This window comes from Acinetobacter sp. YH12076, from assembly GCF_013419525.1.
Classification (GTDB): Bacteria; Pseudomonadota; Gammaproteobacteria; order Pseudomonadales; family Moraxellaceae; genus Acinetobacter; species Acinetobacter amyesii.
Window position 1 is genome coordinate 1 of the sequence record NZ_VOZY01000005.1, and the last position, 21,700, is coordinate 21,700.

At 39.8% G+C, this 21,700-nt stretch carries 18 protein-coding genes, 4 tRNA genes and 1 pseudogene; 9 read left to right on the top strand and 14 right to left on the bottom strand.

The genetic code is table 11. The features are described from left to right. Positions 1-174: 174 nt before the first annotated feature. The 3 genes from trpC to FTU22_RS05755 are packed head-to-tail and all read right to left on the bottom strand — an operon-like array spanning position 175 to position 2,647. Positions 175-981, bottom strand: a complete 807-nt coding sequence (trpC, locus tag FTU22_RS05745; RefSeq protein ID WP_180035551.1) for an indole-3-glycerol phosphate synthase TrpC — start codon at positions 979-981, stop codon at positions 175-177. A 16-nt stretch (positions 982-997) separates the two neighbouring features. Continuing rightward, positions 998-2,044, bottom strand: a complete 1,047-nt coding sequence (gene trpD, locus FTU22_RS05750; protein WP_168379163.1) for an anthranilate phosphoribosyltransferase — start codon at positions 2,042-2,044, stop codon at positions 998-1,000. An 18-nt stretch (positions 2,045-2,062) separates the two neighbouring features. Then, complete coding sequence (locus FTU22_RS05755) at positions 2,063-2,647, bottom strand: aminodeoxychorismate/anthranilate synthase component II (RefSeq protein ID WP_218952689.1); 585 nt, start codon at positions 2,645-2,647, stop codon at positions 2,063-2,065. A gap of 887 nt (positions 2,648-3,534) precedes the next feature. On the opposite strand from FTU22_RS05755, the gene glnA reads away from it, so the two are divergent. Together glnA and FTU22_RS05765 are read left to right on the top strand one after the other, a co-directional pair. Then, positions 3,535-4,950, top strand: coding sequence for a type I glutamate--ammonia ligase (gene glnA / locus FTU22_RS05760; RefSeq protein WP_180093451.1), 1,416 nt, complete (start codon positions 3,535-3,537; stop codon positions 4,948-4,950). Between the two features lie 96 nt (positions 4,951-5,046). Further along, positions 5,047-5,325 (top strand): hypothetical protein, encoded by a 279-nt coding sequence (locus FTU22_RS05765; protein ID WP_180007665.1) that lies wholly within the window; start codon positions 5,047-5,049, stop codon positions 5,323-5,325. A gap of 89 nt (positions 5,326-5,414) precedes the next feature. Here the strand turns inward: FTU22_RS05765 and FTU22_RS05770 are convergent. Next, a pseudogene (locus tag FTU22_RS05770) lies at positions 5,415-6,301 on the bottom strand (polysaccharide deacetylase family protein). Positions 6,302-6,502: 201 nt separating this feature from the next. Here FTU22_RS05770 and FTU22_RS05775 point away from each other — a divergent pair. The 4 genes from FTU22_RS05775 to FTU22_RS05790 all read left to right on the top strand — a co-directional run bounded on the left by FTU22_RS05775 (position 6,503) and on the right by FTU22_RS05790 (position 9,918). Further along, positions 6,503-6,988: a chorismate lyase gene (locus tag FTU22_RS05775; RefSeq protein ID WP_180093453.1), complete on the top strand. Its 486-nt coding sequence runs from the start codon at positions 6,503-6,505 to the stop codon at positions 6,986-6,988. A 22-nt stretch (positions 6,989-7,010) separates the two neighbouring features. Continuing rightward, the gene (ubiA, locus tag FTU22_RS05780; RefSeq protein WP_180084131.1) at positions 7,011-7,892 is read left to right on the top strand and encodes a 4-hydroxybenzoate octaprenyltransferase; all 882 of its coding nucleotides are present in this window, start codon (positions 7,011-7,013) and stop codon (positions 7,890-7,892) included. A gap of 122 nt (positions 7,893-8,014) precedes the next feature. Continuing rightward, positions 8,015-9,475, top strand: coding sequence for a S9 family peptidase (locus FTU22_RS05785; RefSeq protein ID WP_180093455.1), 1,461 nt, complete (start codon positions 8,015-8,017; stop codon positions 9,473-9,475). 182 nt (positions 9,476-9,657) lie between these two features. Then, positions 9,658-9,918 (top strand): hypothetical protein, encoded by a 261-nt coding sequence (locus FTU22_RS05790; protein WP_168379169.1) that lies wholly within the window; start codon positions 9,658-9,660, stop codon positions 9,916-9,918. A gap of 75 nt (positions 9,919-9,993) precedes the next feature. On the opposite strand, the gene FTU22_RS05795 is transcribed toward FTU22_RS05790, so the two are convergent. The 7 genes from FTU22_RS05795 to FTU22_RS05825 form a co-directional block, all read right to left on the bottom strand. Beyond that, a complete protein-coding gene (locus tag FTU22_RS05795) occupies positions 9,994-10,476 on the bottom strand; it encodes a DUF2726 domain-containing protein (RefSeq protein WP_218955008.1) in 483 nt (160 codons plus the stop codon). Positions 10,477-10,498: 22 nt separating this feature from the next. Continuing rightward, positions 10,499-10,574 (bottom strand) — tRNA-Asn (locus FTU22_RS05800). 256 nt (positions 10,575-10,830) lie between these two features. Beyond that, positions 10,831-10,906: transfer RNA gene (locus FTU22_RS05805), tRNA-Asn, on the bottom strand. A 217-nt stretch (positions 10,907-11,123) separates the two neighbouring features. After that, positions 11,124-11,199: transfer RNA gene (locus tag FTU22_RS05810), tRNA-Asn, on the bottom strand. Positions 11,200-11,204: 5 nt separating this feature from the next. After that, positions 11,205-11,280, bottom strand: a tRNA-Asn gene (locus FTU22_RS05815). 811 nt (positions 11,281-12,091) lie between these two features. Next, positions 12,092-12,718, bottom strand: a complete 627-nt coding sequence (locus FTU22_RS05820; protein WP_078192384.1) for a superoxide dismutase — start codon at positions 12,716-12,718, stop codon at positions 12,092-12,094. A 156-nt stretch (positions 12,719-12,874) separates the two neighbouring features. Further along, a complete protein-coding gene (locus FTU22_RS05825) occupies positions 12,875-13,633 on the bottom strand; it encodes a Nif3-like dinuclear metal center hexameric protein (protein ID WP_180093457.1) in 759 nt (252 codons plus the stop codon). 169 nt (positions 13,634-13,802) lie between these two features. Here FTU22_RS05825 and FTU22_RS05830 point away from each other — a divergent pair, with 169 nt between their 5' ends. Further along, entirely contained in the window at positions 13,803-14,981 is a 1,179-nt protein-coding gene (locus FTU22_RS05830) for a S1C family serine protease (protein WP_078191894.1), read from the top strand. Between the two features lie 184 nt (positions 14,982-15,165). After that, a complete protein-coding gene (locus tag FTU22_RS05835; protein ID WP_078191893.1) occupies positions 15,166-15,423 on the top strand; it encodes a hypothetical protein in 258 nt (85 codons plus the stop codon). A gap of 104 nt (positions 15,424-15,527) precedes the next feature. Here FTU22_RS05835 and FTU22_RS05840 read toward each other — a convergent pair whose 3' ends face one another. From FTU22_RS05840 to lipA, 3 genes are all read right to left on the bottom strand, one after another. Continuing rightward, positions 15,528-15,914 (bottom strand): carboxymuconolactone decarboxylase family protein, encoded by a 387-nt coding sequence (locus tag FTU22_RS05840; RefSeq protein WP_180093459.1) that lies wholly within the window; start codon positions 15,912-15,914, stop codon positions 15,528-15,530. Between the two features lie 159 nt (positions 15,915-16,073). Further along, entirely contained in the window at positions 16,074-18,587 is a 2,514-nt protein-coding gene (locus FTU22_RS05845) for an acyl-CoA dehydrogenase (RefSeq protein WP_180093461.1), read from the bottom strand. Positions 18,588-18,998: 411 nt separating this feature from the next. After that, complete coding sequence (gene lipA / locus FTU22_RS05850; RefSeq protein ID WP_180004941.1) at positions 18,999-20,012, bottom strand: lipoyl synthase; 1,014 nt, start codon at positions 20,010-20,012, stop codon at positions 18,999-19,001. A 206-nt stretch (positions 20,013-20,218) separates the two neighbouring features. Here lipA and sthA point away from each other — a divergent pair, with 206 nt between their 5' ends. After that, positions 20,219-21,634, top strand: coding sequence for a Si-specific NAD(P)(+) transhydrogenase (gene sthA / locus FTU22_RS05855; protein ID WP_078190237.1), 1,416 nt, complete (start codon positions 20,219-20,221; stop codon positions 21,632-21,634). Positions 21,635-21,700: the final 66 nt, after the last annotated feature.

Genomic DNA, 21,700 nt, shown 5'->3' on the forward strand with positions numbered 1-21,700 from the left:
CGCGACTCATGAGTGCTCGGTTATATGCGGGCCAATTGGTTGTGCGGTAGATTTTGTGTGTAGGCTTCTTCATTTGAAAATTATATCGCTGAAAAAGCCTTTACAGATAGGTTTGTGCAACAAAGCCGATGCAAAGTAGAAAAAGGGTGAGCGAACTCACCCTACATATTTCATTTATATTTTATCAGGCACACCAAACAGCTCCTTAAACGCCTGATCAGGGCGTGGCTGCTTCATAAAACTTTCACCGACCAAGAATGCATGAATATCATGTTCTTGCATCATCGCGACATCAGCAGGTGTTGCAATACCGCTTTCTGTCACAAGTAGGCGAGAAGGTTCAAGTAACTTCTTCAAACGTAATGATGTATTGAGGTCAACATCAAAGGTTTTTAAATTACGGTTATTGACGCCTAGTAGACAGTTGTCAGAAAGACGCATTGCACGCTCAAGTTCTTCTTCGTCATGTACTTCAACCAATACGTCGAGATTGTGCTCAAAAGCAGTTTTCGACATTTCTTCGAGTTGTTGATCAGACAAACAAGCCACGATTAATAAAATACAGTCCGCATGTAAAGCACGTGCTTCAATCACACCATAAGGGTCAATTAAAAAATCTTTACGTAGCGCAGGTAAGTCACAGTTCGTACGTGCAATCTGAATGTTTTCATCGGCACCTTGGAAAAAATCTACATCGGTGAGAACAGACAAACATGCCGCACCAGCATCTTGATATTGCTGCGCAATTTCAGCAGGGTTAAAGTTTTCACGAATGATGCCTTTCGATGGTGATGCTTTTTTAATTTCAGCAATCACCCCCGGACGTTTAGAGCCGAGGTTTTGTGCAAAACCTCGAATGGGTGTAGCTGCTTGAGCTAGCTCTTCGACATCTTTATAGCTATGTTGTTTAAGACGGGCTGCAAATTCTTCTTTTTTACGTTCAACAATTTTACCCAAAATTGTATTGGCGATATCTACCATGATCTGTGTCCTAATCTTAAGCTTCGTATTCTTTTAAAGTTTTCGTAAATTCAGACAAAATGCCCATTTTTTCTAAGGCTTGACCGCCATAGATAATGTCATGTGCTAATGCAACACCTTGTTTATAGCTTTTGGTTAAGCCTGAAACATAAATGCCTGCGCCTGCATTTAGGGCAATCATATTCGCGGCTTTATCACCGAGTGCAGATTTATTTTTACCTAAAGCATCTTTGATCAATTTTAGACTTTCAGCAGCACTATCTACAGATAGACCCGTTAAGGTTTGCGACTCGATATCTACAGCTTCCGGCTGAATTTCCCATTCAGTGACTTCGCCATCCTTGAGTTCAGCAACATAAGTACTTGATGCAAGGCTAATTTCATCTAAACCGTCTTTTGAATGCACCACCAAGACATGTTCTGCACCGAGTTGTTTTAAAACTTCAGCCATAGGACGACATAATTCTGTAGAGAAAACACCAATCACAAAACGTTTTACGCCGGCCGGATTCGTAAGCGGGCCAAGTAGGTTGAAAATACTACGGAAGCCCAATTCTTTACGTGGACCAGCAGCATATTTCATGGCTTTATGATGATTAGGTGCAAAGAGGAAACCCACGCCCATTTCACGAATACAGCGTTCAGTTTGCTGCATGTTCAGGTCAAGGTTGATTCCTGCTTGTTCTAAAAGATCAGAAGAGCCTGATTTTGATGAAACACCACGACCACCATGTTTAGCAATAGTTGCACCTGCTGCTGCAATAACAAAACTAGACGCAGTAGAGACGTTAAATAAGTTTTGACCATCACCACCCGTGCCAACGATATCTACCAAATGTGGCAGATCACTGACATCAATTTTGATCGCAAATTCACGCATTACACGTGCTGCGGCAGTGATTTCATCAATACTTTCACCTTTTTGGCGTAAGCCCATCATGAGTGCGCCAATTTGAGCATCGGTCGCTTCACCTTGCATGATGGTACGCATCACTTCTTCCATTTGAGGTTGAGTGAGTTCAATATTTTTCGTGATGTTATTTAAAGCTTGTTGAATATTCATAATATTTTTTGCACTCGATTATGCGTAAATTTCTAAGAAGTTTTTAAAGATTTGATGGCCATGTTCACTAAGAATTGATTCAGGGTGAAACTGCACGCCTTCGACAGGCAATGTCTTATGTTTAACGCCCATGATTTCTTCCATCGTGCCATCTCCTTCATTGGTCCAACAGGTCACTTCTAAACATTCTGGCAAAGTCGCTTGATCAATCACCAAAGAGTGATAGCGAGTAGCGGCAAAAGGAGAAGGGAGGTTGCTGAAAATGCCTTGATCGCTGTGATACATGTCAGATAAACGTCCGTGCATCACTTTTTTAGCGCGAATAATATCGCCGCCAAAAGCTTGTCCTATGGCTTGGTGGCCTAAACACACACCCAGTAAGGGAATTTTTCCCGCAAAGTGTTGAATCGCAGGAATTGAAATACCTGCTTCACTTGGCGAACAAGGGCCAGGACCAATGACTAAATACTTCGGTTGCCATCGCTCGATATCTTCTAAAGTCACGGCATCGTTACGTACAACTTTTACTTCCTGATTTAACTCGCCAAAATATTGGACGATGTTGTAGGTAAAAGAGTCATAATTGTCGATCATCAAAAGCATGAGCGTATTAACCTTTGAAATTTATGCACTTAACTGTGCTTTGAATAGTCCGAAATGATTCTAAATAGTTGTATATTGACCCAAATATCGTGTGGATATTTTTAATAGAAAAATAGTGAAATATTTAGAATGCAGCCAATCATAGCAAATATTATTCAATTTCTGCTGAACAATTTCGCCAAAGTTCATTGCAACTGAAATCATTTCAATAAATTTTCGACTTATAAATTTAGGATTTAATTTGAACAAGACATTAGGCTGAATTTAAGTGGGTAAAATATGTTCAATTGATATTTTAAAAAGATCTGCTTGATGTCGTTAAAAATAGCAATTCAGGCTCTAGATGGAAAAATTTGAACCGTTTTGAAGCAAAATCACCAAAATGGAGCACAATTAATGTAAAGGTAAATTGATTAAAATTAAAACAAAATGATTAAATTAACGTCGAAAAATGGGTACTTTACGGGCTCAAAAAATCTAAATATCGATTATGAATATAGTGATTACGCTGATTTTTTCCATCTATAACTAGCTAAACCATTAGTTTCTCTCGTATTTAAATTCGATCTTAAAGCTTTGATAAAATCTCAATGATTTTATCGTTGAAAGCGATTAATCATTTTGGTTCATACTAGTGCAAAACCAAGTTGCACTATTTTGATACACCTGCGAGAAGTTTTTAAACAAAAGTGATGAAGAGTGGCTGAATATGGTGCATTTACTGTTACACACAGTATAATAGTCGAAAAGCAAGGAGTTAAAATCTTCTATTCTGATAAGGAATTCAATATTTTAGCTTGGCTTTTAAAAGTTGGTACGGTAATTGCTTAATAACTACCAACTACTAACACGCACTTCAGTGTGCACAAAAAAATCATCGGAGCAAAATGAGCATGGCGAACAAGGTCCTTCAACTCATCCAAGAAAGTGGCGCAAAATGGGTCGATTTTCGCTTTACTGATACTAAGGGTAAAGAACAACATGTAACTTACCCAGCAGATTCAATCGACGAAGATACGTTTGAAGATGGCAAAATGTTTGATGGTTCTTCAATTGCTGGTTGGAAAGGCATTGAAGCATCTGACATGATCTTACGTCCAGATGCAGAAACTTGTTTTATCGACCCGTTCTTTGCAGAAGCTACAGTTGTTGTGACTTGTGATGTTATCGAACCTTCAACCGGTCAAGGTTATGAACGTGACCCACGCTCTATTGCTCGCCGTGCGGAAGAATACCTAAAATCAACTGGTATCGGTGATACTGCTTATTTTGGTCCAGAACCAGAATTCTTCGTATTTGACGAAGTAAAATGGGACATCGATATGTCTGGCGCGCGCCACACATTAATCGCTGAAGAAGCTGCTTGGTCTACTGGTAAAGATTACGAAGCGGGTAACTCTGGTCACCGTCCACGTGTGAAAGGTGGTTACTTCCCAGTTCCTCCTGTAGATTCTTCACAAGATATGCGTGCAGATATGTGTGCAAAAATCGAAGATATCATGGGCCCAGGTCGTGTAGAAGTACATCACCATGAAGTTGCATCTTGCCAGCTTGAAATCGGTGTAAGCTTCAACACTATGGTTCGTAAAGCGGACGAAGTTCAACAGTTCAAATATGCTGTTTGGAACGTTGCTCACCAATATGCTAAAACTGCTACGTTTATGCCTAAACCAATGGTTGGCGATAACGGTTCAGGTATGCACGTTCACATGTCAATCTCTAAAGACGGCAAGAATTTGTTTGCTGGTGATGAATACGCTGGTCTTTCAGAAATGGCGTTGTACTTCATCGGTGGTATTATCAAGCATGCTCGTTCATTGAACGCAATTACAAACCCATCAACTAACTCGTACAAACGTTTAGTTCCACATTTCGAAGCGCCGATTATGCTTGCTTACTCAGCACGTAACCGTTCAGCTTCTATCCGTATTCCTTATGTTTCTAGCCCTAAAGGCAAACGTATCGAAGCACGTTTCCCAGATCCAATGATGAACCCGTACTTAGGTTTCGCTGCACTTCTTATGGCTGGTCTTGACGGTATTCAAAACAAGATCCACCCAGGTGAAGCTGCTGACAAGAACTTGTACGACCTTCCTCCTGAAGAAGAAGCTAAAATCCCTACAGTGGCTCATAGCTTAGATATGGCGCTTGAAGCTCTTGCAGCTGACCATGATTACCTTCTTAAAGGTGGCGTGTTCACTAAAGAAATGCTTGATGCCTACATCGAACTTAAAACTGAAGAAGTTCGTCGTCTTAACACGACAACTCACCCAGTTGAATTCGACATGTACTACAGCTTGTAATTCTGTACAGAATTGCACTGTAAAAAGACCCGCCTTGTGCGGGTTTTTTTATGAGATGGGTTAAGATAAAGCAAAGAGTTGAATGAATATCTAAACATGGCAAAACCACGTAAAAAACATACCGGTTTTTTCCCTTGGATTGATCCAGCGGATCAAGCAAAGGGATTTAAACTCAACTTCTCAGAAGTGACTTATTTGGAAGTGGGACGGACCGTTGAAGGCTATAAACAGGCTCAATTTGTCGAACTGAAAAACCCAGAGCTGGCTTTAGAATTTGATTATCCTGAAAGTTTTTATATTACGACCGAAGGGTTGGTTTTAATAAAAACACCGCAAGGCAAGTTTGAAGCCATTGCCAAGACAGATAACTTTTAATTTAAAACGAAAATATTGAATTGAAAAAAATGACCTACAACGTCGCAGGTCATTTTTTTATTGAATATCTAGAAATTTGCCAATCGTCATTACAAACCATGCTGTTTTAAATTGTCGATTTCATAAGGCGCATCTTCGGCGGGGTAGCGTAAGTTTTCTAATCCTTTTGTTTTGGCAATGGACCAAATTACACTTTCACCCGCAGGGATGTTTTGGCTGTGCTGCGTATATAAGGGATCTTGCAGGGCGTCTGCTGCTGAAAAGCAGTAATGACATCCTTTAAAAATGCGGCATTAATAGCATTCACATGTAAAAGTAAAACATGCTGTGGCGAACGATTTATGGTGAGCTGGGCAAGTTGGTCATAATAATCTGCTCGGTGAAGCAGGTGAGCAATATATGCTTGTTTCAGACGTTCTAATTTGTCCTGATCTTGCTGTTTGGAATAGTCGAGATATTTTCGGTTATAAAACCAATCACTGGCATCGATACTCATACCGCCAATGCGGTATTGATGCTGCTCTAACCACTGATAGACAGCATCACGTTTTTCAGCGCTATTACCTTCTTTTAAAAATGGATAGCGGTAAATACGTGTGTAATTCGGCAGCGTTTTTAACACTGTATCCGCATGTTCAATGCTGTGTAGATAATCGTGTACAGTGACACTTTGTTTATTCAGGTTTTGGTGCAATGCACTGTGATTGCCAATCAGATGGCCGGATTGTCCCCACGCTTGAATCAGTTGCTTGCCTTGATAATCACCAATTTTAATCAGGCTCGGAAAAACAATAGTTTTGATTTGCTGATCATGTAGATGCTTTAAAATTTGGGCATTGATTTGTTCCGCTTGTGTGTTAAACGCTGGATTTAATCCATCATCAAAACTGAGCGCAATAGATTTTGCTTGAGCCGTGATATTGGCACAAAGTAAAACGAAAAAAATAAAAACATATAGCGGCTTATATGGAAACATTATGCTTTGTAATTTAGTGGTTATCCACGACATCATACTGTGTATGTGAGGTTTGTGTTGATTGCATATGTAATGAAGTACTTAAACCGTTTTGGTTTTGCTCATTTTACTGAAAACAAGCTATTGGTCATGAAAAACGATATTGAGTTGGTTACACTAATGATTCGCTATACTCAGCAAATGGTTAAAGGGAAATGAAATATGCAGCGTCAAGCATGCGAAATGCGGGATAAAAGAATGTCTCCTGAATTAAGAACATGGTTGTATGCTTCGGGTTCATTAACCCAACAATTAACAGATTTTGCCCAAGGTGTATTTAAAGTTGAGCCGAGTATTGAGCAATTTCAACGTATGACGCTTCAAGATGCACGGTGGCTACAAATGCCAATACAGCACACAGCTTGGGTGCGTGAAAGTTATTTATATGGCTGTGAAGCTGAGCCGTGGGTCAAGGCAAAAAGTATATTTCCAATCCTTAGCATACAAGGACGTGCGCGGATTTTTCAGCATATTGGTAAAAAACCCATCGGACATTTTTTATTTCGGCGTACCAATCCGAAGTGTGAGCGGCGTGTACTGTGGCTAGACGATGGTTGGACACGTCAGAGCTGTTATACTTGGCATGGTTGTAAATTTATAGTTCAGGAAACTTTTTTAGCGAGTTTTGAGCAATATTTGCAGAAATAACATTACCAGATGAAGGACAGTCATGGCCGTGGTGCAACAGATTACTTGGCAGCAGCGTTTAGAAGCTTATTACTATTTATGTCGCTTCGATAAGCCAATTGGCACGGAACTGGTTTTTTGGCCAACCATGTGGGCACTGTGGATTGCCAATCAAGGAACACCGCAATTCAGTATTTTGATTCCCATGATTTTGGGCACGATATTTATGCGTGCAGCAGGTTGTGCGATTAATGACTTTGCTGACCGTAAAGTCGATGGTGCTGTGGAAAGAACCAAACATCGTCCTTTAGCGACAGGCGTAATTAGTGCTAAAGAAGCCATATATGTGTTCTTGATCTTGGTGCTTGCTAGCGCATGTATGTTGTTCTTTTTACCGATAGAAACTTTTTATTGGTCCTTTGGTGCATTGTTTTTAGCGTTCATTTATCCCTTTATGAAACGCTACACGCATTTGCCACAAGTATTTTTAGGCGCGGCATTTTCATGGTCGATTCCTATGGCTTATACCGCTGTGGGGCAAACACCTGATTTGACTTGCTGGTTATTGTACTTTGGTAATTTGGCGTGGACCGTTGCATATGACACACAATATGCCATTACTGACCGTGAATATGATTTGAAAATTGGCGTGAAATCAACTGCGATTTTATTTGGTAAATACGATATTGAAATCATTTCTTTATTACAGGCGCTAAGCATTGTACTGATTGGTTCTGCGTTGTATTTAGAAGATCTCTTGATGCCATTTGGTTTAGTTGCAATGTTGGCTGTGGCTGCCGATTTTATTTACCAATGGACTAAAACTAAAGATCGTGATCCGCAGTTATGTTTTTGGGCGTTTCGCCATAACCGTTGGGTAGGGTTTATGATTTTTATTGGAATTTTTATGGCATTGGCTCTTTAATGTCATTGATCTGAAACTTTTTAAAATGAACTAAAGCATCCTATTCGGGTGCTTTTTTTTATGCATTAATAAAAAGGCATGTAGTTTCATGTTTAAAGAATAATGATTAAAAAGGATATTTTATGAAACGTTCAAAAATAGCATTAGCTTTGACAGTTGCAGTTTCTATGCTGTCTTTAACCGCGTGTAATGACGATGATAATGACTCATCATCTTCGAATCAAAAATCAACATTTGTGTCTGAAGCAAATTATGCTTTCAATACAGTAGACAATACATCGTCCATTAAAGTCATGACCTATAACATGACCAATGTGCAGGGGAAAGCAGCAACAGCAACGGCTTTAGTGTTGTTTCCAAAAGCTACTCAACCTAAAGATGGTTATCGTGTTGTGGTATGGGAGCATGGAACAGTCGGAGCTGGAGATGAATGTGCGCCAAGTAAAAATGTAATTCATCCACGTTTTAAAATTCTAGCTAACACGCTTATGGCGGCAGGTTATGTAATTGTGGCACCAGACTATGAGGGTTTAGGAACCAAGGGAGTTCATCCATACCTTAATTTATCAAGTGCGGCAAATTCGGCGCTTGCTGCAGTTAAAGCGGCAAAAGAACATTATGGTAAGCAACTCAATGGTCAGTGGATGTCGATTGGTCAATCGCAAGGTGGTCATGCATCCTTAGGGACGGCGGAATTTGCGAATACCGATACTAACTATAAAGGTGCAGTAGCAGCCGCACCTGCGTCGAGTTTAGGCACGATTATTAAGATTTATTTAGATCCAAAACTAAATGTAGATGCAAATGGTCAACCTAAAGCCCATGGATTGAATAGATTGGATGAACAGTTGGCACAAGTGAGATATGCACTTGGTATGGGGCAGCTTTCGGAGGTTCAAGCACAAGTGTTAATTGATCAAATTGCAGATGGTTATGCTGAGCTTTTGGCATATGCTGCATTGACCAGTTCGGGTATTAAAGCCTATGAGCCAAATTATGATTTAAAAAATATTTTTACTGCTGATGCTGGTGTTATTGCAGAAAAAGCCTATGGACGTACAGGGGATGACGGTGCATGTTTAAGTTATGCTGATCCAAATGGCGCAAATGGTTTGCAAGAACAGTTTAAAGCAGCTGTGATTGAATTCTTAAAGGATCCAACGCATACGGTTTCACAGTATGGAATTGATTTGAATAAAATCGATACCGATCCTGTTGTTCAGAAATTTTTAAATGATAATCAACCAGCGACAAATGCAAGCGCTGATAAAGTGATTAAAGCACCTGTTTATATTATTCAAGGTGCAAATGATAAGGCCGTTATTCCTGTGGTTACGCAAGCGCTATTTGCAAATATGAAAACGCAAGCGACGAAGTATTTCCCAGATGCAAATTATGCTGAAGGTTATCAATTAGACGTTGTGCCAAATGCAAGTCATACACAGGCAATTATCTGTAGAAATGCGCAAGCGGTCGAATTTATTCAAGCTAAAATGTCTGCAGGTACAGGTATTGTCTTAACCAATGAGCAAAAAGATGCAAGCCAAAGCCCACATTGTAAGGGGGGAGCTGCTTCAAGCTAAGTTTTTTCAATAATAAAAAAAGGAGCATGTCTCCTTTTTTTGCATATTGGATTATTAATCATTCAATCCGTGAAAATGAGGGGGTACAGTTAGTTCGAGCAAAGAATGTTATGAAGACTTGAGCGAATTTTGTTTTTTGCTATATTGGGCGTCGAATTATTTATGTAAATGAAAGAATAGTTATGTCTGAAGTAAAGCCAAAACCCAATACCAAAAAGATGATCATTTTGATGGCACTTGGGCTATTGATTCCTATATTTTTGGTTAGTATGGCTTTTCTTGCAGTCAATAGTGATGCCAAAAACCAAGAAAAATATAAGCAACAACAAGCTGAAATGATTGAGCGTATTAAAGCAAAAGAAGCACAAGATGAGGCTTTGGCTGCTGAGGCTGACCAAGCAGTATCAGAAGTGCTGGCAGCTCAAGAGTCAAATGCTCAATAAAATTCTGCTTACGTTATGGATGTGAATGCAATGCGCATTCACTCAATGTTCGATTGTACTTTACGTATTTAACAACTATTTATTTACATCATGCCTGAGTGTGTGAACTGTTGGAATACTGGTATAGCGGATTACACAGTAGCCAGCTTCTTCAAGCATTGCATCACGTTCAGCATCTTCTTGCTCTTTGCCTATATGACTGGGGTCATCCAGTTCGATAATCACAAGCACCTCATAAGTTTGGTCAAGTATGACAAAATCAGTGACTTTTCGATTAAATCTATTTCTGATTTTATAATTTTGATTGGTGATCAGTGCACTAAAAGCCACTTGGGCTAAAATGTGGTAGTTCGGAAATGCTTCATTTAAACGATGAAACATCTTACTTTCAAAGGCAGTGATTACACGACGTGGGAAATACTTTTGTCTGCTTCTAAACAGTCTGGGAAAGACTAAGCAGACAAGGGCAAAAGTTGCCAAGCAACCAATAATAAAAAATGTAAACTGACTGAGATTTGGCACGAAATAAACTACATATATGAAAAAAGCCCACGTCATGATGCGTGGGCTTTTTAGAATTTGGCTCTCCAACCTGGGCTCGAACCAGGGACCTGCGGATTAACAGTCCGTCGCTCTACCGACTGAGCTATTGGAGAATCTGCACGCATTCTATGGGGCAAATGCAGTGAGGTCAAGTCAGAATTGCAAAAAATAAGGAAATTTAGGCTGAATGTATTAAATATAAACACCTTTAATATAAAGCGTTTTTAAAACTTAAGCTCTGACTATTCTTTCTAATGTGGTCGGAGAGCTAAGTGATTAGCTTAGGTCATAGAGCAAGTTATACTTATCTTAAAACAAAAGTCAGAGCATAAAAAAAGCCCACGACATAATGCGTGGGCTTTTAGAATTTGGCTCTCCAACCTGGGCTCGAACCAGGGACCTGCGGATTAACAGTCCGTCGCTCTACCGACTGAGCTATTGGAGAATCTGAAGTGGATTCTAAAGATGTATGGGAGGGTGGTCAAGCCTGATTTAAATAAAATACTTAAAAATCAAATTAAGTGTTTTAAAAATAGCCGAATCAGACAACTTGGTACATATACGGATACTTTTTAGGAAAGCAAAAACAAAAAAGTAGGTATGCTTTGTTAAATATCAGGCAATAAAAAACCCACTTCGCAATGAGTGGGCTTTTTAGAATCTGGCTCTTCCACCTGGGCTCGAACCAGGGACCTGCGGATTAACAGTCCGTCGCTCTACCGACTGAGCTATGGAAGAATAGATGGCTCTCCAACCTGGGCTCGAACCAGGGACCTGCGGATTAACAGTCCGTCGCTCTACCGACTGAGCTATTGGAGAATCTGATGCGCATTTTAGGGATGAAAGCTAAAGCGGTCAAGCAGATTTGATGAAATGACTATTTGAATGTTTTTTTATTGTTCAAGTCTAGAAATTTTTTCTTAAATAGCGGTTATTTTTGAAGTTTTTTATATCATCTAGGTTGCTGATTTGCTTTATCGTCAAATTTTGTAGATTTAAATTTTTAAGCGTAGTTATGCGTTTCTCTTGATCTAAAGGAATTATAATTTGGAATAATAAATATATTTCTAAAATTTGATGGTTTGCGAAGGTATCTAAATGAAATTTAGAAAAAGACATAACAGGTTTAATGGTGTTTTGGAGTAGATTAAAAAGATTTTGATTGTGTTTGAATACAATCCTTAATAAATATTCATTACCGACAGGTAATAGTTTGTAGTGACTTTTTGTGTTGTTAATGGATATGCTTTCTATTTGATCATAGTTAAACTGAATTTTCATTATATAAAGTTGAATTATACAATGACTTTCGAAAAATCTAATTTGTGGCAGTCCATTTTTGATGATAAGTAAAATTAAGACGAATTCCATAATTGATAATCTAGTCAATATTAGTGCTGAATTAAAGCTATATTTAATAGATTCTTGAACATAAGAGTAACTCACATATTGGATTATAGTGATAAAGATAAACATTACTAATATTTTGGTATATTTTGCTTTTAAGATTAGTAATGGTTCTTGATTCATTCTTTTGTATAGTATTGATTGTTGTGGCAGTATGATATTTAAAGCATAAAAAATCACCCTAAAAGGGTGATTTTTTTGACTTTTGGATAAGTTTTAAAACTTATTTTTCAACGCCAGCAGCTTGACCTGCATATTTAGCGTTTGCATAGTCCCAGTTCACTAGGCTTTCTAAGAAAGTAGAGATGTATTTAGGACGAGCGTTACGGAAGTCGATGTAGTAAGCATGTTCCCAAACGTCGATAGTCAACACTGCAACTTTACCGTGAGCAAGTGGAGTGTCAGCATTTGAAGTTTTAAGGATAGAAAGGTTACCGTTTACTTCGTCAGCAACTAACCAAGCCCAACCTGAACCGAACTGAGTTGCAGCAGCATTTGCAAATTCTTCAGCGAATTTTTCGTAAGAACCGAAAGCTTCGTCGATTTTAGCTGCTAAAGCGCCAGTAGCTTTACCGCCACCGTTTTTAGCCATACAGTTCCAGTAGAATGTGTGGTTCCATACTTGAGCTGCATTGTTGAAGATACCAGCTTTAGAAGCATCGCCTTTAACAGCAGTGATGATTTCTTCTAAAGTTTTGCCAGCAAGGTCAGTACCTTCAATTGCTTTGTTTAGGTTAACCACATAAGTATTGTGGTGTTTGTCGTGATGGTATTCTAAAGTTTCTTTGCTGATATGAGGAGCAAGATCTTCGTAACCGTAAGGTAACGCTGGTAAAGTAATCGTTGTCATGTTTTCAATTCCTTGCATTTTGCTGGGTTTTGACATTAAGTGCCGTTATTGTAATAGATTCTTGCAGTAAAATGCGCATTGCTTATAAATAACAATACAGAATAAAGCCTGAAAATATACGTATAAGGACTGAGCCAAAGACCAGGACGATTTAAATTAAATCGGGTTGTTTAATTCGAAATAACTATACTCAATATTGAACTGTTCTGAAATAGCTTTTGCGAGTCGTTGTACACCATATCTTTCAGTTGCATGATGTCCGCAGGCATAATAATGCACATTTAATTCTTCAGCTTCATAAAAAGTACGTTCACTCACTTCACCTGAAATGTATGCATCACAATCTAATGCAGCGGCTTTGCCAATAAAGTCTTGTGCGCCACCCGTACACAAACCAATTTTTTGAATCGATGATTTATCTGCCGGCAGGTGAATGACATCAAATCCTAATTTTTCAGAAACGAAGTCTTTAAACGCCGCTGGAGTCATTGCTTGTTTTAAATAACCAACATTACCAATAGGATTGCGCTCAGTAGGATCTAAGGCTTCAATATTCTCTAATTCGAGCAAATCTGCTATCGCTGCATTATTACCTAAAGTAGGGTGACTATCTAAAGGTAAGTGATAACCTACGAGTGAAATATCTTTTTTGATCAGGGTTTTGATGCGTTTGCCGCGCATACCAGTAATTGGGTAAGCTTCACCTTTCCAAAAATAACCATGATGTACCAATAGCAAATCAGCATTTGCTGCGATTGCGGCTTCAATCGCTGTTTGAGATGCGGTAACTGCACATAAAATTTTATGCACTTCTGCTGAGCCTTCAATTTGCAAGCCGTTGGGAGCATAGTCCTTAAATTCATGTGCTTTGAGTGTGCTGTCACACCACTGAATAATTTCACTTAACTGAGCCATATACTGTCCAAAATCTCAAAGAGATGCATCAAAATTTACGATTGTTTAAATTGTAACTAAAGAATCACAAATCTCTGTGTTTATTTTTAAGTTTGTTGAAAATATTACATTACAATACGATATAAATTATTTAGCCATCAATGAATTATAAAATTTAGAGGATATAGACGTGCGTCGGACCTTTACATGGTTACCTTGGGTATTATTAATACTTGTGATCATCGGTTTCTTTACATGGCAACAGGTTCAAAAACCTAAAGCACCCATTGCCCCAGATGGGGTTAAAATGCCTGCAGAAAAGGTTGAGCCCCTCATTGATACATCGCGTACAGGCGGTGTAGTTTCGTATAGTGCTGCGGTAAAAGTTGCTGCTCCAGCGGTTGTCAATATTTTCACTACGCAAAAAGTGAAACAATTGGATCATCCTTTATTAAATGATCCGGTTTACCGTGAGTTTTTTGGTAATCAACTTCCAGATCAAACTAATCAAAACGAAAATAGTTTAGGTTCAGGTGTGATTGTTCGTCCAGATGGCTATATTTTGACGAATAACCACGTGATCGCACAGGCCGATCAGATCGTTGTGGCTTTACATGATGGTCGTCGTGCTGAAGCGAAAGTTGTGGGTACAGACCCAGATACAGACCTAGCTGTGATTAAGATTGAAATGAGTCAATTACCGGTTTTGCCATTTAAGCTAAGTGGCAATGAAGTCGGTGATGTCGTCCTAGCGATTGGTAACCCTTTTGGCGTGGGTCAGACGGTTACGCAAGGGATTATCTCAGCTACAGGTCGTTCAGATTTGGGAATCAACACTTACGAAGACTTTATTCAAACAGATGCGGCGATCAACCCCGGCAACTCTGGTGGTGCTTTAATTGATGTTGCAGGGAACTTAATTGGTGTAAATACCGCGATCTTCTCGCAGTCAGGTGGCTCTTTGGGGATTGGTTTTGCCATTCCTGCAAAAGTGTGCCAACAAGTGCTGAACGCTATTTTAAAAGATGGGCGAGTGGTACGTGGTTGGTTAGGTATTAGTTTACTTCCAATTAAACAAGAAAATATTTTAGATCCACGGGTGAATGGCGTGATTGTCGCAGATGTCATTCGCAATGGACCTGCAGCACAAGCAGGTTTAAAACGTGGTGATAAAATCATGAAAGTGAATAATGAGCTAATTACCTCGACCTCACATTTAATCAATTACGTTGCACAGCAAGCGCCATTGAGCACTATGCAAATTGATATTGAGCGAGATGGTAAGGCGATGACATTGCCGGTACAAGTAGGAGAGCGTAAACCGCAAACTCAAAACAGTGACTCGCAATATATTCCATTACCCCGCTAGCATAGAAAATCCCTCTTCATGAGGGATTTTTTTTGAATTCTTTTTTGCATAACGCTTTGACGTGCATCGTTTGCGCCAAACAATGTGCTTTAAAATTGAAATATTAATTACAAAAAAGCATTGCACGCTTTGCTGAATTTTGCTTAATGTACAAGCAATAATAATTAGATAAGCGTATAAGAATATGAGCTTTTTACCCGCTGAACATGCCAAAGTTTTATCCAGTCAAGCCAATTTAGATATCGCCTTATATAAGACACGTTTGGCTTTGCTGATTGAGGAAAATGCCAAACAGGGGAATACCGCCGTATTTACGGTTTTACCCAAGCATTTAGCTTTAGAAGAGATTCGAAGTTTATCTGCTGAGCTTACAGAATTGGGATATCAAGTTCGATTTGAAGTGAATGAATTCTTCTATAATTTTAATGTCTACTGGATTTGATTCGGGATTCACTGCATTTAAGGTCCTAAGTTAAAAACAAGATGAAACCCTTTAGAAAACCACGATAATCGTAGTTTTCTAAAGCCGTTTTATAACGCAGTAACTTATTTAGGTTTTTGATAGTCATTAATGACTTCAAGTGCCGCACGAAAGGCTTCTTGAGTCGCCGGTGCGCCACAATATGGCAAACTATGAAGTAACACTTCCTGAATTTCTTCTACAGTCGCCCCATTATTTAAAGCACCTCGGACATGACCCTTGAGTTCTGTTGGACTTTTTTGTGCAGTTAAAAATGCAATGGTAATCAGTGAGCGATATTTACGGGGTAAAACGCCTTCACGCTGCCAAGTTGAACCCCATGCATGCTCATTAATCCAATCTTGCAAAGGTTGAGTAAATGGCACGGTATTGTCTTGAGCACGTTTAACGAAACTTTCACCCATAACTTCAGTACGAACTTTTAAGCCATTTTCATAATCTTGTTGTGACATGTAGCAAACCCTCTGTGATGTAATTTTGCAGTACAGCCTATACCTTTGACTCTGCGATACCATTGGCTGATGGTCGTATAAAAAAGCAATCCCATTGTTTAAGAGTGGAATGGCTTTTATTTTGAGAAAAATAAAGCTTAAAAGCGATGCAGAAGCTGATTAATAACGCAGGAAGGCTTCTGGTTCATCATCGGTGTGTTGTTGCTTTTTCACTTCTGGTGTAACGGTTAAATGTGGATTGGATAACTCAAGTTCGTGGATGAGCTGCATGTCAAATACATCTGTTAGCATGCTGTCATAACGTTGAATGTTGTAAGTGCTGAGCTGTTCAGCTTCAGAGGCTGTAATGAATTTTTGTGCAATTGCATCGGCTATATGTGCTTCAAAAGTTAAACCTTTAAATTGGCCTTTAGATTCAGCTTTTTTAAATTGGTTCCACAGCGGTTCAATTTTCAACAATTGTAAAAAGGCATTTTCCATACGACCAGAAACTTCATCTGCTGCAGTGCTGTAATACACGTGCTTTTTCAGTTCTTGGCGGAAAGTATTGTCTAGCATCATTTGAGTGGCAACTTCACGTTTTAAACGGTCTGTCGGTTTAGCAACAACTCGTCCCAACGGAAAGCAGATGATTTTTACTACGCTTGCTGCCAGCCGCATTGGGAAGTTGTCAAATAAGCCCTGGAAAGCTTCTTCAACATTGTACAAAGCTTTATCTAATGCAAGTTGCGCATGTAATTGTTCAGCTTCACTTCTTTGACCTTGTTCATAATATTTAAGAATAGCCGTTGCTATAAATAAATAAGAGTGAATGTCTGCAAGTCGGCCCGAAAGCATTTCTTTACGTTTAATATCACCGGCTAATAGGCCAAGACACATATCTGCAGTCAGCGCGAAATCGGCACTGAATCGATTAATTTTTTTATAGTAGGGACGGCTAAATTCATCTGCTGAAGCTGGTGAGTCGGATGGGCCACCTGTGAACGCATAAGCAAAGGCGCGTGCAGTTCGGTTAAAGGTATAGCCTAAGTGCTTAAAGAGCATTTCATTGAATGTATTGAGTGCAGCGTTTTTATCTTCGGCTTGAAGTAATTGTAGCTCTTCAAATAAATATGGATGGCACCGCATTGAGCCTTGTCCAAAAATCATCAGAGAGCGACTTAGAATATTGGCACCTTCGACAGTAATTGACACAGGAATGGCTTGATAATTCAAAGCTAAAAAATTACGAGGTCCCATTTGCACGGCACGTCCACCGACGATGTCCATGCCATGATTCACCACTTTCCGCATGGTTTCAGTGGCATAGTATTTGGCCATTGCAGTCATTACAGCAGGTTTGCCGCCTTGGTTTAAACCACAAGTCACCAAATAGCGAAATGCTTCAAGCATATAAGCGTCTGATGCGATATCACTCGAAGCTTCTTGTACACCTTCAAAATTACCTACAGAAATTTTAAACTGCTGACGAACTTTGGCAAATGCGCCGACGTTTAAATATGCCATTTCTCCGGCTGCCGTTGACAATGCAGGGAGTGAAATACCACGACCAACCGCTAAGCATTCCATCAGCATACGCCAGCCTTTACCGGCATTTTCTATCCCACCAATGATCCAGTCTAAGGGAATAAAGACATTTTTGCCTTCAACTGTCCCATTCATAAATGGTGAGCCTGGATTATGACGAGGCCCTGTAATGACACCGTCATGACTCGCCGGTAGCAGCGCGCAGGTGATGCCGTATTCAGTTTTATTTTTATCTCCCAATAAGCCATCTGGATCGTATAACTTAAATGCCAGACCAATGACGGTGGCAATTGGTGCAAGGGTAATCCAGCGTTTGGAAAAGTTCATGTTTAAGCCGAGCACTTGTTGTCCCTCAAAAGTGCCATAACAGACGACACCTGTATCTGGAATGGCGCCTGCATCTGAGCCTGCTTCAGGGCTGGTGAGTCCAAAACATGGAATTTCTTCACCTTTTGCAAGGCCAGGGAGGTATCTGTCTTTTTGTGCTTCAGTACCATAGTGTAGAAGCAATTCCCCCGGTCCAAGAGAGTTGGGCACCATACAACTGACTGCGGCAGTCAGTGATCGGGATGCAATCTTGCTCATGACACGGCTTTGTGCAAATGAACTAAATTCACGCCCCCCATACGATTTTGGAATCACTAGTCCTAAGAAACCATTATCTTTAATGAATTGCCATGCTTCTGGTGGAAGGTCTTTATGTTTATGGTGAATATCCCACTCGTTGAGCATGGCACAAAGTTGTTCGACTTCATTATCAATGAATGATTGTTCTTCAGCGCTGAGATGAGGGTAGGGATAAGCCTCAAATTTTTTCCAATCAGGAGCGCCCATAAATAGCTCTTTTTCCCACCAACTTGTTCCTGCATCCAACGCTTCACGTTCCGTAGTACTCATACTCGGCATTGCATTTGCTAAGGTTTTATAGGCAGGTTTGGTGAGCAGATTGAGCCGCAGTGGGTCAATCAACACAACTAAACTCAAAGCAATAAGCGGGATGCCAAGTATTAATGACCATGGGGTTAAAAAGGCGAGTGCAATTGAAACAAATATCAGTGTTATTGCGCCTACAGCTCGTGAAAGTTCAAAGAAAAAAACGGCCCAAAGAGCAAAAATAAAGAGTACTGCACTGAGTATAAATAGCATTTGTTATGGCTCCAGTGACAAGGGCCAGAGCGTTATGCGTTTAAAACAGCCTACATGCGTTTAAAAATGATCTCATCTTTTGTCTTTCTGATTTTAAAGTGCATGAGACTGTCAAAATGGCATCACTCGGCTGGTGAGTATGATTGGACAATTGCGCGAATATAATGAAAGCGCAAATAAATTGTTATCAATAGATTGATTAATAAATAATCACAACACAATCCCTATCGGGCAAAAAAATGTCACATTACGTAAACTTGGATGATTCGATATATTGGATACCGTTTAAAGGAACGCACTATTTTCGAAAGATCTTATATTGGTAAATGAATTGTGCTGAGTGTGAAAGCCATAAAAAAGCCCTCAATCAATGAGGGCTTTTAATTTGCGATGTTTTAAATCTAAGAGTGATTAAGCTTCAATCGTTTGCACTGCAATTTTCTTTGCAGGATCAGTTTTACGACGTACCGCAGGCACTGGCTCACCATAGTATTGACGGTCAGCAAAGTAGCTTGAACGGACCATTGGTGCAGCCCAAATGTTTTTGAAACCAAGCTTTTGACCATGTGCTGTGTAACGATCAAACTCTTCAGGTGTAACGAAACGATCGATCGGTGCATGTTCTTTAGAGGGCTGTAAGTACTGACCAATGGTGACATAGTCAACATCGTGTGCTTTTAAGTCGTCTAATAACGCGATCACTTCTTCTTCAGTTTCACCAATACCGACCATCAAACCACATTTGGTTGGAACATCTGGGCAGTATTCTTTAAACATTTTTAATAAGTTTAGAGAGTGTTGGTAGTCAGAGCCCGGACGCATTGCTTTATACAAACGTGGCACGGTTTCAATGTTGTGGTTAAACACATCAGGTGGACACTCCGTCATAATACGAAGGGCAACATCCATACGACCACGGAAGTCAGGAACTAGAATTTCCAAAAGTGTTTTTGGACTCAAGTCACGAGCTTCTTTAATACAGTCAACAAAGTGCTGTGCGCCGCCATCAACTAGGTCATCACGGTCGACCGACGTAATTACGGCATATTTCAAACCAAGATTGGCAATGGTTTCTGCCATGTGACGTGGTTCATCTGGGTCAAGAGCATTGGGACGACCATGCGCAACGTCGCAGAATGGGCAACGACGAGTACAGATATCGCCCATAATCATAAAGGTTGCAGTACCGCCACCGAAACATTCAGGTAAGTTCGGGCAAGCCGCTTCTTCACACACGGTATGTAATTTTTGTGCGCGCAAAGTTGTTTTAATACGTTGAACTTCATCAGGGGCAGCCATTTTGACCCGAATCCAGTCAGGCTTACGAGGCGTTTCAACCGTTGGCACGACCTTCACAGGTATGCGAGCGACTTTTTCTGCGCCACGAAGTTTTACACCCTGTACAGGTTTACGGTTCTCAGACATATTCAACTTTTCCACTGTTTTTGACAAGGAGATATTCAAAAAATTAGCTCGATCATTATAGCGGACTTGAGCTTAAATAGGGGGAAAACGATATTCATATAATAAATGTGGTTATCACATAATATATGTGAGCTAAATATCCAAAAAAGTTAGGATATACGTCATAATACAGCCTAGATTAAAGAATATTTGTAAAGGAGCGTTGAATGCCACGTAAGAAAGAGGTCGTTAGTGGAACTTTCGTGAAATACGATGCGGTAGTTCTGGGTTCTGGCCCTGCGGGTGAAGGCGCTGCAATGAAACTTGCTAAATCAGGTAAGCGAGTTGCTATTGTAGATATGCGTGAACAGCTTGGTGGTAACTGTACCCATGTAGGAACAATTCCAAGTAAAGCATTACGTCAGACCGTTTCAAGCATTTTACGTTACCAACGTGACCCTATGTTCCAAAAAGTCGGTGAATGGAAACAGTTCACGATGAAACAGGTGTTACGTAATGCGCATAAAGTGATTCAACAACAAGTTGAAACGCATTCACGTTTTTATGACCGTAATAAAATTGATATTTTCCACGGCCGTGCGTATATCCAAGATCAAAACACTGTTTTGATTTTTAGCAATGAAGGTATGACGGAAACTTTAGTATTCCAGCAATTAGTGATTGCAACAGGTTCACGTCCTTACCGTCCAGCTGCTTTAGACTTTAATCATCCTCGCGTATTTGATTCAGACAAAATTTTGGATCTGGATTATTCAATCCAAAAAATCATCATTTATGGTGCAGGTGTGATTGGTTGTGAATATGCGTCTATCTTTATTGGTTTAGACCATAAAGTAGACTTGATCAATACACAGCACAAATTACTCAGCTATTTAGACGATGAAATCTCAGATGCATTGTCATATCGTTTACGTGAGCAGGGTGTACTGATTCGCCACAACGAGCAGATTGATCATCTTGAAACACATGATGATCACGTGGTTCTTCACTTGCAAAGTGGTAAGAAAATTAAAGCAGATGCGATTTTGTGGTGTAACGGCCGTTCTGGTAATACAGATGGTTTAGGCCTAGAAAATGTAGGTATTAAACCAAACAGCCGTGGTCAATTAACCGTGAATGATCAATATCAAACTGAAGTAGAGAATATCTTTGCTGCGGGTGATGTAATCGGTTGGCCATCACTTGCATCTGCTGCATATGACCAAGGTCGCTGTGCTGGTTCTAACATGAGCGGTGAAGAAGGAATTGCACCTGTAACGGATATTCCGACAGGTATTTATACAATTCCTGAAATTTCTTCGATTGGTAAAACTGAACAACAGTTAACGGAAGAAAAAATTCCGTATGAAGTGGGTCAGGCATCTTTCCGTCATTTGGCACGTGCGCAAATTACAGGTGACACCGTGGGCGAGCTTAAAATCTTGTTCCATCGTGATACTTTAGAAATTTTAGGTGTTCATTGCTTCGGTAATAATGCTGCGGAAATTATTCACATTGGTCAGGCCGTGATGAACAGCCCGAACAATACGATTAAATATTTCGTAGAAACCACATTTAACTATCCGACTATGGCGGAAGCGTACCGTGTTGCAACATTGAATGGTATGAACCGCTTATTCTAAGGTTAAATTTAACTTAGATTGTGCAATGTAAGACCCGTAAGTTTCGGCTTGCGGGTTTTTTATTGT